The organism is Micromonospora sp. LOL_023 (assembly GCF_048060115.1).
GTDB lineage: Bacteria > Actinomycetota > Actinomycetes > Mycobacteriales > Micromonosporaceae > Micromonospora_E.
In genome coordinates, this window is the sequence record NZ_JBHMIM010000016.1 from 49,373 (window position 1) to 65,114 (window position 15,742).

10 protein-coding genes and 1 pseudogene are annotated in these 15,742 nt (G+C 69.1%); all 11 read right to left on the reverse strand.

Features of this window, described 5'->3' with window-relative positions:
- Positions 1 to 300: 300 nt before the first annotated feature.
- Positions 301 to 3,558, reverse strand: a complete 3,258-nt coding sequence (locus ACFHVL_RS11230; protein ID WP_416627559.1) for a ThuA domain-containing protein — start codon at positions 3,556 to 3,558, stop codon at positions 301 to 303.
- A 296-nt stretch (positions 3,559 to 3,854) separates the two neighbouring features.
- Positions 3,855 to 5,042 (reverse strand): Gfo/Idh/MocA family protein, encoded by a 1,188-nt coding sequence (locus tag ACFHVL_RS11235; RefSeq protein ID WP_416627623.1) that lies wholly within the window; start codon positions 5,040 to 5,042, stop codon positions 3,855 to 3,857.
- Positions 5,043 to 5,095: 53 nt separating this feature from the next.
- Positions 5,096 to 6,185 (reverse strand): annotated as a pseudogene (locus ACFHVL_RS11240) (substrate-binding domain-containing protein).
- A gap of 115 nt (positions 6,186 to 6,300) precedes the next feature.
- Positions 6,301 to 7,380, reverse strand: coding sequence for an ABC transporter permease (locus ACFHVL_RS11245; RefSeq protein ID WP_416627560.1), 1,080 nt, complete (start codon positions 7,378 to 7,380; stop codon positions 6,301 to 6,303).
- 55 nt (positions 7,381 to 7,435) lie between these two features.
- On the reverse strand, positions 7,436 to 9,070 hold the full coding sequence (locus ACFHVL_RS11250) for a sugar ABC transporter ATP-binding protein (RefSeq protein ID WP_416627562.1): 1,635 nt from the start codon (positions 9,068 to 9,070) through the stop codon (positions 7,436 to 7,438).
- Positions 9,067 to 10,245 carry an ROK family transcriptional regulator gene (locus ACFHVL_RS11255; protein WP_416627563.1) on the reverse strand — a complete coding sequence of 393 codons (1,179 nt, stop codon included), beginning with the start codon at positions 10,243 to 10,245 and terminating at the stop codon, positions 9,067 to 9,069. Before ACFHVL_RS11255 ends, ACFHVL_RS11250 begins: the two co-directional genes overlap by 4 nt.
- A 292-nt stretch (positions 10,246 to 10,537) precedes the next feature.
- On the reverse strand, positions 10,538 to 11,656 hold the full coding sequence (locus ACFHVL_RS11260) for a sugar phosphate isomerase/epimerase family protein (RefSeq protein WP_416627565.1): 1,119 nt from the start codon (positions 11,654 to 11,656) through the stop codon (positions 10,538 to 10,540).
- A 435-nt stretch (positions 11,657 to 12,091) separates the two neighbouring features.
- A complete protein-coding gene (locus ACFHVL_RS11265) occupies positions 12,092 to 12,904 on the reverse strand; it encodes an ABC transporter permease (RefSeq protein ID WP_416627567.1) in 813 nt (270 codons plus the stop codon).
- Between the two features lie 71 nt (positions 12,905 to 12,975).
- The gene (locus ACFHVL_RS11270) at positions 12,976 to 13,803 is read right to left on the reverse strand and encodes an ABC transporter permease (RefSeq protein WP_416627569.1); all 828 of its coding nucleotides are present in this window, start codon (positions 13,801 to 13,803) and stop codon (positions 12,976 to 12,978) included.
- A gap of 253 nt (positions 13,804 to 14,056) precedes the next feature.
- The gene (locus ACFHVL_RS11275; RefSeq protein WP_416627571.1) at positions 14,057 to 14,695 is read right to left on the reverse strand and encodes a GNAT family N-acetyltransferase; all 639 of its coding nucleotides are present in this window, start codon (positions 14,693 to 14,695) and stop codon (positions 14,057 to 14,059) included.
- An 11-nt stretch (positions 14,696 to 14,706) separates the two neighbouring features.
- Positions 14,707 to 15,645: an ABC transporter ATP-binding protein gene (locus ACFHVL_RS11280; protein ID WP_416627573.1), complete on the reverse strand. Its 939-nt coding sequence runs from the start codon at positions 15,643 to 15,645 to the stop codon at positions 14,707 to 14,709.
- Positions 15,646 to 15,742 lie beyond the last annotated feature (97 nt).

Sequence of the window (15,742 nt, forward strand, 5' to 3'; positions counted from 1 at the left end):
TCTGGTTGGGCCCCGTCCGTCCGGGCGCGCCAGGGTGGCACCACCGCCGACGGCGCCGAAGTCGGCGTCAACGACGCCGCCGCCGGGCCCGGTCGACCGGACGGACGGGGCTGTGGCAGGCAGGGACGTTCGGCGTTCGGCCCTGCCTCCCCCGCATTCAGTTGTCCCCGGCCGGCTCGCGCCGGCCGCGGTCCTGCTGGTCGGTCCCCGGCCGGGGACGGGTGGTGTGCCCGTCCCCGGCCGGCTACCGGATCGTTGCCCGTGGGCCGGTGACCTGGCGGCCACCGGCCCACGGACCGGTCAGCTCGCCGGGTTGAACTGCACCCAGTTGAGGAAGACCAGGTTGCTGTCGGGGCCGCCGTCCACCGTCCGGAACACCAGGTAGAGCTGGTGCGTCCCGGCCGGGTGGTCGATCGCGACGTCGTGACTGGTCCAGTCACGCGAGCCGGTGGTGGCGTTCAGCGTGCTGCTGGCCACCAACGGACCGTCCGGCGCGTCGACCCGCACCTCGACGACCGCCTGGGGGTTACCCACGGTCGACGAGGAGCCGCGGCTGTGCCGCAGGGTCAGCGACTCGATCCCGTCGAGGTTGATCGGATCGAAGGCGATGTAGTCGTCGCCGTCGATGCTGGACACGTGCAGGCCACCGTCGGTGTCGGTGGTGTTGGAGGTCTCGACGCCCTGCTTGATCTGGGCGTACTCGGCCTGCTGCTGGTAGACCTGGATGGTGGCCTGGCCGACCGTGGTCAGTGCCGGCTGGCCGCCGCCGCCCAGGTCGGTGTACCTGGCGCTGATTCCGCCGAACAGGTAGCTACCAGCGTGGTCGGCACCGTCGGCCGGCGTCGGCAGGTCACCGGTGCAGCCCGTGGTGGTGGTCTGCGGGTGACCGTGCTCGTCGTGGCCGAGCACGAAGGAGACCTCCACCCGGCTGCAGTCGATGGCACCGTCCTCGGGGTCAGTGACGGTCACCGCGTACGGCACCACGTCACCCCAGTTGAAGAAGGAACCGGACACCGGTGTGGTGACCTCCACCGTGGGAGCGGTGTTGCCGACCGTGATGGTGCGGCTGAGCGTCGCCTGCTTGCCCGTCGAATCGCTCACCGTCAGCTGGGCGTAGTACACGCCGTTGCTGGTGTAGGTGTGCGACGGGTTGGCCTCGGTGGAGTCTGTGGTGCCGTCTCCGTCGAAGTCCCAGGCGATGCTGATCGTCTCACCGATCTCGGGGCTCAACGAGCCTTCGCTGGAGAACTGCACGTTCAGCGGTGCCTGCCCGGACGTCGGGCTCGCGTCGAGTTCGGCGACCGGGCCACGGGTGCCCTTGACGTAGCGGATCTGGTAGAGCGACGCGTCCGGGTTGGCCCGGAAGAAGCCGTCACCATAGTCCAGCACGTAGAGGGTGCCGTCCGGTCCGATCTCCATGTCCATCGGGTTGTCGAAGGTGAACGTGCTGGGCAGGAACTGCTCGACACCGAAGAACTTGCCGCTGCCGTTGGTCCGCATGGTGAACATCCGGTCCCGGCTGAACTCGCCGAAGAAGACGGCGTCGTTGTAGTACTCCGGCAGCTTGTAGTCCGATTCCAGCGACTCGTCGTAGGAGTAGATCGGGCCACCCATCGGACCGACGCCGCCGGTGCCGATCGTCGGCCACTGGAAGTCACAGGTGCCGGCCGGGTCGACCAGGTAGGCGTCCCGGCAGGTGGTGGTGGCGTTGAAGGTGTACCAGAACTGCGGCTGCTCCACCGGTGGCAGCAGGCTGAGACCGGTGTTGCGCGGCGAGTCGTTGATCGGCGCAGCACAGTTGAACGGCTCGCCCGAGGTCCCCGTCTCGAAGTCGTAGTCGATGTACGGCAGGGTCGGCGAGTAGCAGTACGGCCAGCCGTAGTTGCCTGCGGTCTTGGTCGCGAACCACCGGCCGGTGCCCTCCGGGCCCCGCTGCGGGTCCGGGTTACGCGAGTCCGGCGAGTAGTCGCCGATGTAGACGAAGCCACGGTCGTCGACGTCGAACCGGAAGGGGTTCCGCAGGCCCATCAGGAAGATCTCCGGACGGGTCTTGTCATCGACGTCCGCCGACTCCCGGAACAGGTTGCCGGCCGGGATGCTGTAGCTACCGTCGTCCTTGACCCGGATCCGCAGCACCTTGCCGCGCAGGTCGTTGGTGTTGGCCGCTGACCGGGCGGCGTCGTACGCCGGACCCCGGGTCGCCGACCGGTTGATCGGGGTGTAGCCGTCCGAGCCGCTGGCGTTGGTGTCGTCACCGGTGACCAGGTAGAGCAGGCCCTTGCCGTCGAACTTGACCTCACCGGCGACGTGGCAGCAGGCACCGCGGTCGACGTCGACCGTGAGGATCTCCTGCTCCGTCGACATGTCCAGGTGCGGAGTCGGCTCCTCGACGAACTTGACCCGGGACAGCAGGTTGTGGCCCTTGAAGGCCTCCCACACGCTCGGGTCGTCGCTGTTGGCCGGCGCGTCACCTTCGTTGACGCCCTGGGTGGCCGGGTCGTCGACCGGGGTGTTCAGCGGCGGCGCGTAGTAGAGGTAGACCCACTTGTTCTCGGCGAAGTTGGGGTCCAGGGTCACCGACTGCAGGCCGTCTTCGTCGTGCTGGTAGACGTCCAGGTTGTTGATGACCGGGCTGGCCCCCGACGACGGGTCGTACAGGCGGATCTCCCCCGAGCGGGTGTTGTGCAGCACCCGTCCGTCGGGCAGCACCGCGAGGGTCATCGGCTCACCGGGCTGGTCGTTGAGCACGACCCGCTCGTAGTTGGACTCGACGGTCGCGCCGCAGTCGCCCTCGGCGATGCCCGCAGCCCATTCGATGCCACCGAGCAGGTGCTTGCGAACCGCCCCGATGGCGAAGGTATCCGCCGACGCACCGAGGCCGGTGTACCAGGACCGGCCGCCCTGGTAGTCCTGGCACCAGGAGATCGGGTGGTCGGTGCCCATGCTGCTACCGTCCAGCGACGTCGGATCGACGCTGGCCAGCACGTGCTGCACGCCCCGGACGTTGCCGGTGTAGTTGAGGTACTCGTCCTCCACGATCACTTCGCGGGGCATCGTCGCGGTGGACGGGTGGTAGCGGTCAGCGGCGTCGATGACGCCAGCACCGTTGGCGGTGGTGCCGGTCGAGGTGGTGCCGACCAGGTCGCGGTAGAAGGCCCAGTCCGGCTCGGCGTCCACCGCGAGGTGCACGCCGAGGTACCCGCCACCGGCCTTGATGTAGTCCTCGAACGCTTCCTGCTGCGCGTCGTCGAGCACGTCACCGGTGTTGTTGATGAACACCACTGCCGCGTAGTTGGCGAGGTTCGCACTGGTGAAGGTGGTCCCGTTGCGGGACACGTCGATTGTGAAGCCGTTGTTCTTGCCGAGGGTACGGATGGCGTTGACGCCCTTGGCGGTCGACGGCTGGGCCGCCTCTTCGCTGTGGGTGAAGACCAGCACCTGGTAGTCGTCGTGGTGCTCGTGTCCATCGTGTGCGACCGCTGGCGCGGTGGCGATCATGGGTGCGACGAGCGCCGCGCCCGCGGCGATGGAAAGCCATCGCCGGGTGGATGTTCTCATGGGTCGTTCCTCCGGGGGTTCGGGAGGCCGGAGCCTCACCGTAGGGCACTGTTTCCGTTGTGGACGGACAGTTACGGTTGGTGCCTCACCCCTGGCGCGGTGCCACGTCCGCCAGAGTTCTTCCGTACGCCGTGCTGGCCGTCCGGCGTGACCGGGGAATCCCGATCCGGTCCCGCCGGACGGACCGACCTCGTACCCGCGGATCCCCCGGCGCGGGGCGCAACCGCGCCGGGGGATCCTCGCCCACGGGACGAGGAGTCTTCAGGTGCCGGCCGCCTCGACGGCCGTCGACACACTCAGCCGGTGGCCGTGGCGAGAGCCGATTCCACGGTGATCCACTCGCCGAGCTCGGCCGACCGCTCCACCGCTTCCAGCACCTGCTGGACCTGGAGGGCGTCGGCGAAGGACGGTGCCGGGTCGTCCCCGGCCGCGACCGCCGCGACGAAGTCGCGGGCCTGGTGGGTGAAGGAGTGCTCGTACCCGATGCCGTGACCGGGTGGCCACCAGGCAGACAGGTACGGGTGCTCCGGTTCGGTCACGATGATCCGGTTGAAACCCTGCTCCGCGCCGGGACGGGTAGCGTCGTAGAACTCCAGCTCGTTCATTCGCTCGAAGTCGAACGCGACCGACCCGAGCGAGCCGTTGATCTCGATCCGCAACCCGTTCTTGCGCCCAGTGGCGAACCGGGTCGCCTCGTAGCTGGCGACCGCCCCGCCGTCGAGCCGGGCCATGAACAGCGCAGCGTCGTCGACGGTGACCGGGCCGGTGGGCGGCCCGGCGCCGTCGACGGTGTCGCCACCGGCCGAAGCGGTCAACCCGCTGGACCCGGCCGGCAGCGGCCGCCGCTTGACGAACGTCTCGGTCAGCCCGCTCACCCGGGTGATCCGCTGCCCGGTGACGAACTGGGTGGCGTCGATGATGTGCGCACCGATGTCGCCCAACGCACCGGACCCCGCCTTGTCCTTCTGCAATCGCCAGACCAGTGGAAAGTCCGGGTCGACGATCCAGTCCTGCAGGTACACCGCACGCACGTGGCGGATCGTCCCGATCCGGCCGTCGGCGACGAGCTGACGCATCAGCGTCACCGCCGGCACCCGCCGGTAGTTGAACCCGCACATCGACCGGACGCCGCCGGCCCGGGCGGCCTGCGCGGCCTGCGCCATCTGCTGTGCCTCGGCCACGGTGTTGGCAAGTGGCTTCTCGCACAGTACGTGCTTGCCGGCGGCGAGTGCCGCGATGGCGATCTCAGCGTGCGATTCCCCCGGTGTGCAGATGTCGATCACGTCGACGTCGGCCCGGGCGACCAGTTCACGCCAGTCGGTGGTGTGCGACTCCCAGCCGAGCCGGTCGGCGGCCTGCGCCACCTGCGACTCGTCGCGGCCGCACACGCTGGCCATCCGGACCCGCAGCGGCAGGTCGTACACGCGGTTCACCGTGCGCCACGCCTGCGAGTGCGCGGCACCCATGAACGCGTAGCCGACCATGCCGACCCGCAGTTCGTTGTCTAGAGCGGACAAGGTAAGCCTCCCCGTGCGGGTCAGAAACCGAGCGGCAGGTACTCGCTCGCGTTTTCCTTGGTGATGGTCTCCGAGGCCAGGATGATCTCCTTGGGCACCTCCAGCTCGACCAGGTCGGACATGCCCTTGCCCTGGCCGAGCAGGCGGGCCAGCGAGATCGCCGAGGAGGCCATCGACGGGCTGTAGGTGACGGTTGCCTTCAGCACGCTGTCGTCGGCGGCGATCGCCTCGATCGCGGCCCGTGAGCCGGCACCCCCGACCATGATGAACTCGGAACGGTTGGCCTGGCTGACCGCGGCCAGCACCCCGATGCCCTGGTCGTCGTCGTGGTTCCACAGGGCGTCGATCTGCGGCAGGGCCTGCAGCAGGTTCGCTGCTTCGCGCTGGCCGGAGTCCGCGGTGAACTCGGCGGCACGACGGTTGGCGACGGTGAAGCCGTGCACCTCCAGCGCGGCCTTGAAGCCGGCGGAGCGCTCCTGCGTGAGTTCCAGGGCGTCGATGCCGGCGATCTCCGCGATGACCGGGTTCGCGACGCCCTTGGCCTGCATCTGCGCGGCGATCCAGTTGCCGGCCGACACGCCCATGCCGTAGTTGTCGCCCTTGATCTGGGTGCGGTACGCCAGCGCCTGGGTGAACGCCCGGTCCAGGTTGATCACCGGGATGCCGGCCTCCATGGCCTGCAGGCCGCTGGCGGTCAACTCGGCACCGTCGTGCGGCAGCATCACGATGACGTCCGGGCCCTGCGAGATGAGCGTGTCCAGGGCGGCCCGCTGGGCGGCGGCGTCGGCGCCGGCCTCGACCGTGAGGAACTCCACGTCGGAGTAGGCCTCGGCCTGGGCGCGGGCGTTGTTGGTGATCGCCGCGAGCCAGCCGTGGTCGGCCGCCGGAGCGGAGAAGCCGATGGTGACGGTCTCACCGGACTCCGAGTTGGGGTTGCCCTGGTTGGCTGCCTGGGTCTGGGTGTTGGCCGGTGCGGCCTCGTTGCTGGTGCACGCGGACAGCAGCACCCCGGCGCCGACGGCGGCGCCCGCCGATGAGCAGCCGACGACGCGACGTGTCGACGGCGGCGCCGCGGGCACCGAACAGGGCCCGGCGGGAAAGAGCGGTCATGACGACCTCCTGGATCGGAAGGTGAGGGGTTATCTGGGTGTGCTGTTCCTGGCGACCGTCGGAGTCGACGGCCACCTGGGACGGTGGGTGGTGGGATCAGCCGGGCCCGGAAGGGTCAGGTCGTCCTTCGGGTGAGCAACTGGCTGAGGGAGTTGAACCGGAACTGCTGGATGAGAACGGCCGCCACGATGATCCCGCCTTTGATCATGTTCTGGGATTCGGTGGAGAGTCCGTTGATGGCGAACAGGTTGGTGATGGTGGAGAAGACCAGCACCCCGAACAGGGCGCCGATGATCGTGCCGCGGCCACCGGTGAGCAGCGTGCCGCCGATGATCGCCGCGGCGATCGCGTCGAGTTCGTACATGTTGGCCATCGCGGCCTGGGCCGAGTTCGCCTGGGCGGTCAGCATGATCGCCCCGATACCGCAGCAGAGTCCGGACAACCCGTAGATCATCAGGGTGTGCAGGCGGACGTTGATACCGGCGAGCCGGGCCGCTTCGGCGTTGCCGCCGATGGCGACCGTCCGCCGGCCGAAGGTGGTGCGGTTGAGTAGCACCCAGCCAGCGGCCACCACCCCGGCGAGGATGATCACCAGCAACGGAATCCCGAGGATGCGCTCGGTGGCCATTCCGTTGATCACCGTGGAGGTGGAGACCTGGGTCTGCTTACCGGAGATGAGCGCGGCGAGACCGCGGGCCGCCACCATCATCGCGAGGGTGGCGATGAACGCCACCAGCCGCCCGTAGGAGATGAGCACGCCATTGACCAGGCCGACGCAGAGCCCGACGAACACCGCGGTGAAGATCATGCCGCCGGGTCCGTAACTCTGGGTGGCCAGGGTGGTGGCCCACACCCCGGCCAACGCCATGATCGCGCCGACCGACAGGTCGATGCCGCCGGCGATGATGACGAAGGTCATCCCAACGGTGACCACGCCGATGGCGGACGCCTGCTGCAGGATCGTGAAGATGTTGTTGCGGACCCAGTTCGGGTCGCTGTAGAGGTCGGGGCGGGTGACCGCGCCGATGATGATCAGTGCGACGAGGACTCCGACCAGCCAGAGGTTGCGTCGGGCGTACTCGCTGGCGTCTGACCGCCACCAGCTCTGCCGGGGTGGTTCACCGGCGCCGGACGCCGGCGACGCTGGCGGCTTCTCCTTGCCGGGTACGGTTGCCGTGGCCTCGTCCGCGGTCACAGTCCTACTCCTTCGCTCACCGGCTGGCCGCTGACCAGCTGGTCGGGTCGCCCGGTCACGCCGCGGCACCTTCCATCAACGACCCCGCCATGACGAGGTCGAGCACGGTTTCCTCATCGATCTGGCTGGCCGGGGCCTCATGGATCACGCTGCCTTCGCGCATCACCAGCACCCGATCGGCCAATCCCAGTACCTCGGGAACCTCGCTGGAGACCAGCAGGACCCCCACGCCCTGGGCAGCGAGGTCATGAATGACCTGGTAGAGTTCTGCGCGGGCGCCGACGTCCACGCCCCGGGTAGGTTCGTCGAGCAGCAGCAGCCGGGTGTCACCGAGCAGCCACCGACCGACGACCACCTTCTGCTGGTTGCCCCCGGAGAGTTGGCGGACCGGCCGGTGCACGCCCCGTGGGCGCAGCTCCAGCGAGTCGGCGACCCGCTCGGCCTCGGCCGCCTCCCGGCCGGAGTCGGTGAACCCGGCCCGGGACAGCTGGCTGAAGGTCGCCAGGGTCATGTTGCGGAAGATCGGTTCACCCAGCAGCAGCGCCTGGCTCTTGCGCTCCTCGGGGGCCATGCCCATGCCGGCCCGTACGGCGGCACCGACGCTGCCGGGCCGGACCGCCTTGCCGGCCATCCGGACCGTGCCGGCCGATGCGGTACGGGCACCGAAGATCGTCTCCAGCAGCTCGGAACGGCCGGAGCCGACCAGGCCGGCGATGCCGACGATCTCGCCCCGCCGCACGTTCAGCGAGACGTCGTCGAACTCCCCGTCACGGCTGAGCCCGGAAACGTCCAGCAGTTCCTCGCCGTGGGTGTTGGTCTCGCGCTGCGGGAAGACGTACTCGATGGACCGGCCGGTCATCCGACTGACCAGCTCGCGGGTCGGGGTGGTCTGCGCCGGCAGGTTCTGCGCCGTCGTCCGGCCGTCCTTGAGCACGGTGACCCGGTCACCGATCTCGCGGATCTCCTCCAGCCGGTGCGAGATGTAGATGACCGCGATCCCCTGGGCGGTGAGCTCCCGGATGATCCGGAACAGATTGTCGACCTCGTCGTGGGCGAGCACCGCGCTCGGCTCGTCCATGATGATCAGCTTGGCCTCGTGGGACAGCGCCCGTGCCATGCTGACCACCTGCTTGCCGGCCGCTGGCAGGGACCTGACCAGCCCACGGGGTCGGAGCTCGCCGTGACCGAGCCGGCCGAGGATGTCGCGGGTCAGCCGGGCCATCTGGCCGCGGCGGACGAATCCGACGGTACGCGGCTCGTGGCCCAGGAAGGCGTTCTCGGCGACCGAGAGGTCGTCGACCAGATCGAGCTCCTGGTAGATGGTGGCGATGCCGGCCCTCATGGCCGCCTGCGGGTTGGCGAACCGGACCTGGTGGCCCTGCCAATCGACCCGGCCGGAGTCGGGGCGGTGCACCCCGGCCAGTACCTTGATCAGAGTCGACTTGCCGGCACCGTTCTGGCCGAGCAGGCAGTGCACCTCGCCCGCCCGGACCTCCAGCTGCACCCCGTCGAGGGCGCGTACCCCGGGGAAGGTCTTCACCACGTCGGTCAGCCGCAGCACCACGTCGCCGCCGGTTTCCGCTGGCGCGGAGGCCTGGTCGGCCGGGGTGGAGGCCTGGTCGGCCGGGGTGGAGGCGGTTTCGGTGTCGGTCTTGGCCGGCTGCGCACCGGCCGGTTCGACGGCGCTCATGACGCCTGCTCGAAGGCGACGTCGCTGGCGAGCACCGCGGCACCGGTGACCCCGGCGCGGGAGCCGAGCTCGGAGAGCACGACCGGCAGGTTGCCGGTGGCCAGCGGCAGCGACCGGCGGTACACCACGCTACGGATCTCGGCGAGCAGGATGTGCCCGAGGTTGGCCAGCCCGCCACCGATGACGATCATCGACGGATTCGCGAAGCTGACCAGGCCGGCGAGCACGCCACCGAGGCGCCGCCCACCGTCGCGGATCAACCGGATACAGGTCACGTCGCCCTCCATGGCGCACTCGGCTACGTCCCGAGCGGTGAGTTCAGCGCGTTGGCCGAGCCGTTCTGACAACGCCGGTGAGGTGCCGGCTCGGGCGGCGGCGGCGGCTTCCTTGACCAAGGCCGCGCCGCTGAACAGCGCCTCCAGGCAGCCGACGTTGCCGCAGGAGCACATCGGACCCTGCGGGTCGACCTGGATGTGGCCGATGTCGCCGGCGCAGCCGTCGATGCCCCGGTAGACCTCACCGGAGAGGTAGATGCCGCAGCCGACACCGGTGCCGAGCTTGACGAAGAGAAAATCGTCGACCGAGTGGGCGACGCCGCCGTGCCGCTCGCCGATCGCCATGATGTTCACGTCGTTGTCCACCACCGCCGGGCAGCCGTGCTCGCGGGTGAGCAGCTCCCGGACCGGGAAGCGGTCCCAGCCCGGCATGATCGGCGGGGAGACCGGTACGCCGTCGCGGTAACTGACCGGCCCGGGGACCCCGATGCCGATCGCGTCGAGACGGTCGTGGACACCTTCGACCCGGGCCTTGGTGAGCAGTTCGTTGATCCGGTGCAGGATCACCTTCGGGCCCTGCCGGATGTCGGCGGGCTCGGTGTAGGCGGCCACCGGCTCGAGCCGGCCGTCGGTGATCTCCACGTCCACCGAGCTGGCGCCGAGGTCGACCGCGGCGAACCGCAGGTTGGGGTTGAGCTCGACCAGGGTCGAACGACGACCGCCGCGCGAGGCGGCCATCCCCGCCTCGGTGACGAACCCGGCGGCGACCAGCCGTTCCAGCTCGGACAGCAGGCGAGGGCGGGAAATCTCCAGCCGGTCGGCTAGCTCGGCACGGGAGACCGGGCCGTTGTCGCGCAGCAGGCGCAACAACTGGAGGTGCAGGGGATCCGCCGTACGCATGGGTCCACCTCCGACAGTGGGTTGACGCCGACGCAACCTCGGCGTGTCATGTCCGAAACACTAGGAGTCTTCCAACCCCTGTGTCCAGAGCTTTGATCGCTCGGAACAAAACTTTTTTTGATCGTGACAGAAGTTGTTGATAGAGCCGACAAATACCTGGCCAGCAGGGTGCAGCCGCAAGAGCGGCCCGGTCGCCGCCGGATACGGCGGCGACCGGATCACCTCGCGCCGGTGCCGGAGCACCGCGGACAGTTCGCGGTCGCCTGAGCGGTACACCCAGGCGACCGCTGGATTACTCGGCGGTCTGGCTGTAGACGCTCAGGTCCGCCATGTGCTGGTAGCTCCGCTCCGCGAACGCCAGCGACTGGCTGGGGTTCGCCGAGCCACCGGGAGCGGTGTCCTGCTCCCAGTTGGCGTGGTGGAAGTCGTAGTGGCCGATGGTCTGGAAGAACTGCTGGAAGTTGATGTCGCCGTCGCCCATCGGCACCATCTCGTAGCCGTTGGACAGGTCCAGGTTCTTGTTGCCGTCCTTGGCGTGGAACAGCGGGAACCGGCGCGGGCGCCGGGCCACGGTCAACAGCGGGTCGAAGACACGGGTCCGCTGATGGCCAGCCGAGTTCGTGAACGTGTGGTGCTTGTGCCGGGCGACGTAGCCCCAGTAGATGTCCATCTCGAAGTAGACGTACTGGGCCTCAGTCTTGGCCATGAAGTACTCGAGCTTGCGGGTGCCGGACGACCGGGTCGGTCGCCCCTGCTCGTCCAGCGGACCGGCGTCGAGCAGGAAGTTGTACGCGGCGTCGTGGTTGTGGGTGTAGAGCCGCATCTTGCGTTCCTTGGCCTGCCGGCCGAGCTCGTTCCACACCTCCGCGGCCTCGTCCCAGTCCGCCTGGTAGTCGCTGCGGGTCGGGTCACTGCCGGTGCCGATGTTCTTCATGCCGAGTTCCTCGGCGATGTCCAGCTGCTCCTGGAAGGTGTCCGCCCGGATCGACACGTGGCAGCCGTTGGCGACCAGTCCGTTGTCGTCCAGGATCTTGCGGATCTCGGTAGGCGTGATCTGCCGGCCGAGGATCGAGGTGTGCTGGTTGTAGCCGGCGAACTCGATCTCCTTGTAGCCCATCTCGGCCAGTCGGGCGAGAACCCGTTCGAAGCCGTAGGGCACGCCGCTGTCGTCCGGCGCGGCGCCGATCCGGTCGCGCACCGAGAACAGGATGATGCCCCGGTTCTGCTCAGGGATCAGCGGATTGACGGACCAGCCACCGGCGGCCCGGGCCGGGCGGTTGGTCTGCAGCACGGGCAGGCCGGCCGCACCGAGTACCGCCGCCGCACCGGCCGAGGCGGCCAGGATCTTGCGGCGGGTGAGTGCGGGGTTGGGGGCGGTGAGCTCACCGTTGCGGCGTAGCACCTCGTCCATTCTTGTCCACCTTTCTAGGGCGGCTCGCAGAGCCGCCGGATGACGAGTGAGGAGGGTCGGGCTTACGGAGCCGCGCGCCGCCGAAACGTGTGACCCCGGGGCGGACGGTTGGGGGGTGGCGGTCCGGGTCGGCATCACGGTTGGCGACGCCGACCCGGACCGCAGCTGCCGTCGCCACGCCCCTGGCGCGGCAGCCCGGGTCCGGTGGACCCTGATAGCGACTCGGCGTTTACGGCACTGTGTCGCTGGTGTTACGTCTGGGGCAGACAGTAACCCCAGAGACCAGCGGAAAGAAAGACCCCGACGAACCAAACTTTCTGATGAACCGCCGATGACTTTGTCCTCGGTGAGCCAGAAGTATGACCTGGTCAACGCAGTTGATCGACGTCTGTCGCAGAAGGGAGCGACGGCGGTCGAGCGATGATGCCGCGACGGCTACTCGCAGAGCAATCGGCCGACCCGACGGCCGGCGATCGACAATCCGATCAGCGTCACCCCGACCAGGTAGCCGACGTCGAGCAACTGCAGCCAGCCGACCGTGTCGATGGTGATGGCTCGGATCAGGTCGACCGCCCGGTACAGCGGGGTCGTCTCGACCAGCCACCGCAGCACCACCGGGTACGACTGCGCCGGCACGAACGTGCCGGAGAACAGGAAGACCGCGAACTGGGCCGAGCCCATCAGGTCGAAGTCCTGCCAGCTCCGCATGTACGTGGACAACGCCATGCCCAGTCCGCCGAAGGCGAACCCGACCAGCACCGCGGCGGGGAACGCCAGCAACGCCCGTGGCGTCGTGGTCAGCCCCATCGCGACCATCACCACCAGAAAGGTCGCCGAGTAGATGCTGCCCCGGGCCATCGCCCAGCCCAACTCGCCGAAGGCCAACTCGGTCGGCCGCACCGGAGTCGCCAGGATCCCGTCGTAGAGCTTGACGAACTTCATCTTGCCGTAGAAGTTGAAGGTCGTCTCGGACAGCGCGCCGGACATCGCCGACGCGGCCAGCATCGCCGGCGCGACGAACGCGGCGTACTCGACCGCCCGTCCGCTGCCCGGTAGCGTGATGTCACCGATCAACCGGCCGACGCCGACCCCGATCGACAGCAGGTAGAGCAGCGGCTCCAACAGCCCGGAGACCAGCACCAACCAGTAGGCGGACTTCAGCGCCGCCGCGTTGCGCTCCATCACCGAGACCGCCCGCCGAGCGGACGCACCGACCCCGAGCAGCCGGGGCAGGACGAGGGTGACCATGTTGTCTCCTTGCGACGCGTGCCCGACCGGTCGGCCGACTCGACATCCGGCCGGCGGGACTCGACATCCCGCTAGTGAATGAGGCGCTTGCGGAACTGGCGGGTCGCCAGCCACCATCCGGCACCCGCCCAGAACGCCAGATAGGCCAGATGACCCGGGACGGACCAGACGGGCTGGACGCCGAGGACCGCTGCCCGGCACAAGTCGACGCCGTGCCACAGCGGGGACAGGTACGCCAGCGGGCGCACCACCGCCGGGAGTGACTCCACCGGGAAGAACACGCCCGCGAAGAGGGTCATCGGGATCACCGCGAAGCGGAACAGTATCGCGAGGTAGCCGTCGCTGGTGACAGTGGCGGAGAAGGCTATCACCGGCAGCGCCACCGAGGCGGCGAGCAACAGCACCGCCGGCAGGGTCAGCACCGACCAGCCCGAGTGCAGCGCGCCGAAGGTCGTGGCGACCAGCAGAAACGCCAGGACGCTGGTCACCGTGCGCAACAGGACGAACCCGAGCAGCCCGCCGACGATGTCACCGATGCGCAGTGGCGCGGCCACCTGCGAAAAGTAGATCTTGTGCCAGCTGAAGCCGCCCAGTACCGGCCAGGACGACTCGCCGATCGCCACCTGCACGGCGGTGGAGGCGATCAGGCCCGGGACGATCCAGTCGAGGTAGCCGAATCCGTCGATCCGGGTGTCGACGTAGGCGCCGACGCCGACGCCGAAGCTGAGCACCATCAGCAGCGGCAGCAGGAAGGACGAGAACACCGAGGACCGCCAGGCACGGCGGTAGCCGGTGAGGTGGAACTCCAGCACGCTCAGCGCCGGCCCGAGACCGCGGGGTGCCCGCGCCGGGGCGTCCGGCTGCGCCGGGCCGATCCGGTCAGCGCCGGTCAGCGACATCCCGATCCTCCTCCGCGCCGACGATCAGTCGCAGTTCTACCGGCCGAGTACGACAAAACCGTCGGTACTGTACTGCGCGCCAGCGAACCGCGTCGCGGGTTGGCGAGCAGGGCGCGGATCGCGGGGATCTCCACCAGCCGGCTGACCGGGGTGGTCGCCAGATGATGGACCGTGGCCAGCAGCAGCACCCGCTGCAACGCCGGCCGCTGTGGCGACGGCGATTGCGCTACGCCTTCGGTGGTCACCCTCAGCTTCACCGTGGTGGCGGGACGGCACCAGTGGCGTTGCGCCTGCCGGGCGGGGCCAACGGCAACCGGTCGGCCAGCGGGCTGGTCACCCAGTCGACCCGACGTAGTTCGTACTCGACCTCGCCGTGCTCGACGCCGTCGATCGGATCGTCCCACTGCAGGTGGAAGGAGCGGACCAGGCGCAGGCCGACCGCCTCCATCACCCGTCGCGACGCGATGTTGACCGCCATGGTCTCGGCGAACACCCGGTCGACCGACGGATGGGCGAAGGCCATCCGCAGCAGCGCACGCGCTCCTTCCGACGCGTACCCGCGCCCCCAGTACGCCCGGCGGAGCCGGTAGCCGAGCTCGACCTCGGTGATCGGCAGCGGCCCGCCCCGGCCACCGCCGGCCGGCTTCAGCGCGAGCCAGCCGACGAACGCCCCGCTGCGGCGCTCGATCGCGGCCCACTTGCCGAACTCGGGAAAGCGCAGGTAGTCCCGCAGGATGGCGGGCAGCACCTCACGGCGTACGGTTTCGACCGGGGTAGGTCTGCCCCCGGTGAGGTAGCGCATCACCTCGGGGTCGCTGTCCAGCTCCACCAACAGTGGCAGGTCCTCGAGGGTGAAGCGGCGCAGGGACAGCCGGTCGGTCTGCACGATCATGCCTGGCGGTCCTAGTCGACGAGGGTGCGGCCGGTCAGGTGCAGGAAGACGTCTTCGAGGGTGCTGCGCCGGATGAGCGTGCTGGCGGGGTCGAGCCCTCTGGCGTGCACTTCACTCAGCGCGGCGTCACCGTCGTCGGCGTAGACCAGGATCCGGTCCGGCAGCACCTCGGTCCGGTCGGCCACACCGGCCAGCTTGCCAGCGAAGTCCGCCTGGTCGTCGGTGGGAAACCGCAACTCGACCACTTCCCGGGTGCAGTAGTGGCCGATGAGGTCGCGGGGCGAGCCCTCCGCGACGATGCGTCCGCCGTCCATCACCACCAGCCGGTCACAGAGCTGCTCGGCCTCGTCCATGTAGTGGGTGGTCAGCACCAGGGTCACCCCGCGCTGCTTGAGTCGGAACAGCCGTTCCCAGACCAGGTGCCGAGCCTGCGGGTCCAGCCCGGTGGTCGGCTCGTCGAGCAGGACGATCTCCGGTTCGTTGACCAGCGCCCGGGCGATGGTCAACCGGCGTTTCATCCCACCGGACAGCGGCTCGACCTTGCTGTCGGCCCGCTCCCGTAGCTGCACGAAGTCCAGCAACTCGTCGGCGCGGCGCCGGGCGACGGCCCGTGGGATGCGGAAGTACCTGGCGTACGTGACGAGGTTCTCGCGTACCGTCAGCTCCTGATCAAGGTTGTCCAGCTGCGGACAGACACCGAGGCGGGCCCGGATCGCCGGCCCGTCCCGACCCGGATCCATCCCGAGGATGCGCAGCGTCCCGTCGCTGGGCGGCGAGACACAGCCCACCATCCGCATGGTGGAGCTCTTGCCGGCACCGTTCGGCCCAAGGAAGCCAAAGGCCTCACCCGGTTGAACATCGACGTCGATGCCGGCCACCGCGGTGAACCCGCCGAACCGCTTGACCAGCCCTCGTGCGTGGATGAGTGGTCGGGTGCCTCGTTCAGTCACCTGACGACGCTACCGCGAGGCGGTGACACCGCAGCCAGCGAGTTTCCCGACCCCGGCTGGAGGAGGTGGAAGGGGTCGATCCCGACCGACTTTAGTC

Bases quoted from the DNA above. Each gene is read 5' to 3' on its own strand.
- ACFHVL_RS11230 (WP_416627559.1), bottom strand. From the start codon at position 3,558: ATGAGAACATCCACCCGGCGATGGCTTTCCATCGCCGCGGGCGCGGCG.
- ACFHVL_RS11235 (WP_416627623.1), bottom strand. From the start codon at position 5,042: ATGGTCGGCTACGCGTTCATGGGTGCCGCGCACTCGCAGGCGTGGCGC.
- ACFHVL_RS11250 (WP_416627562.1), bottom strand. From the start codon at position 9,070: ATGAGCGCCGTCGAACCGGCCGGTGCGCAGCCGGCCAAGACCGACACC.
- ACFHVL_RS11255 (WP_416627563.1), bottom strand. From the start codon at position 10,245: ATGCGTACGGCGGATCCCCTGCACCTCCAGTTGTTGCGCCTGCTGCGC.
- ACFHVL_RS11260 (WP_416627565.1), bottom strand. From the start codon at position 11,656: ATGGACGAGGTGCTACGCCGCAACGGTGAGCTCACCGCCCCCAACCCC.
- ACFHVL_RS11265 (WP_416627567.1), bottom strand. From the start codon at position 12,904: ATGGTCACCCTCGTCCTGCCCCGGCTGCTCGGGGTCGGTGCGTCCGCT.
- ACFHVL_RS11270 (WP_416627569.1), bottom strand. From the start codon at position 13,803: ATGTCGCTGACCGGCGCTGACCGGATCGGCCCGGCGCAGCCGGACGCC.
- ACFHVL_RS11275 (WP_416627571.1), bottom strand. From the start codon at position 14,695: ATGATCGTGCAGACCGACCGGCTGTCCCTGCGCCGCTTCACCCTCGAG.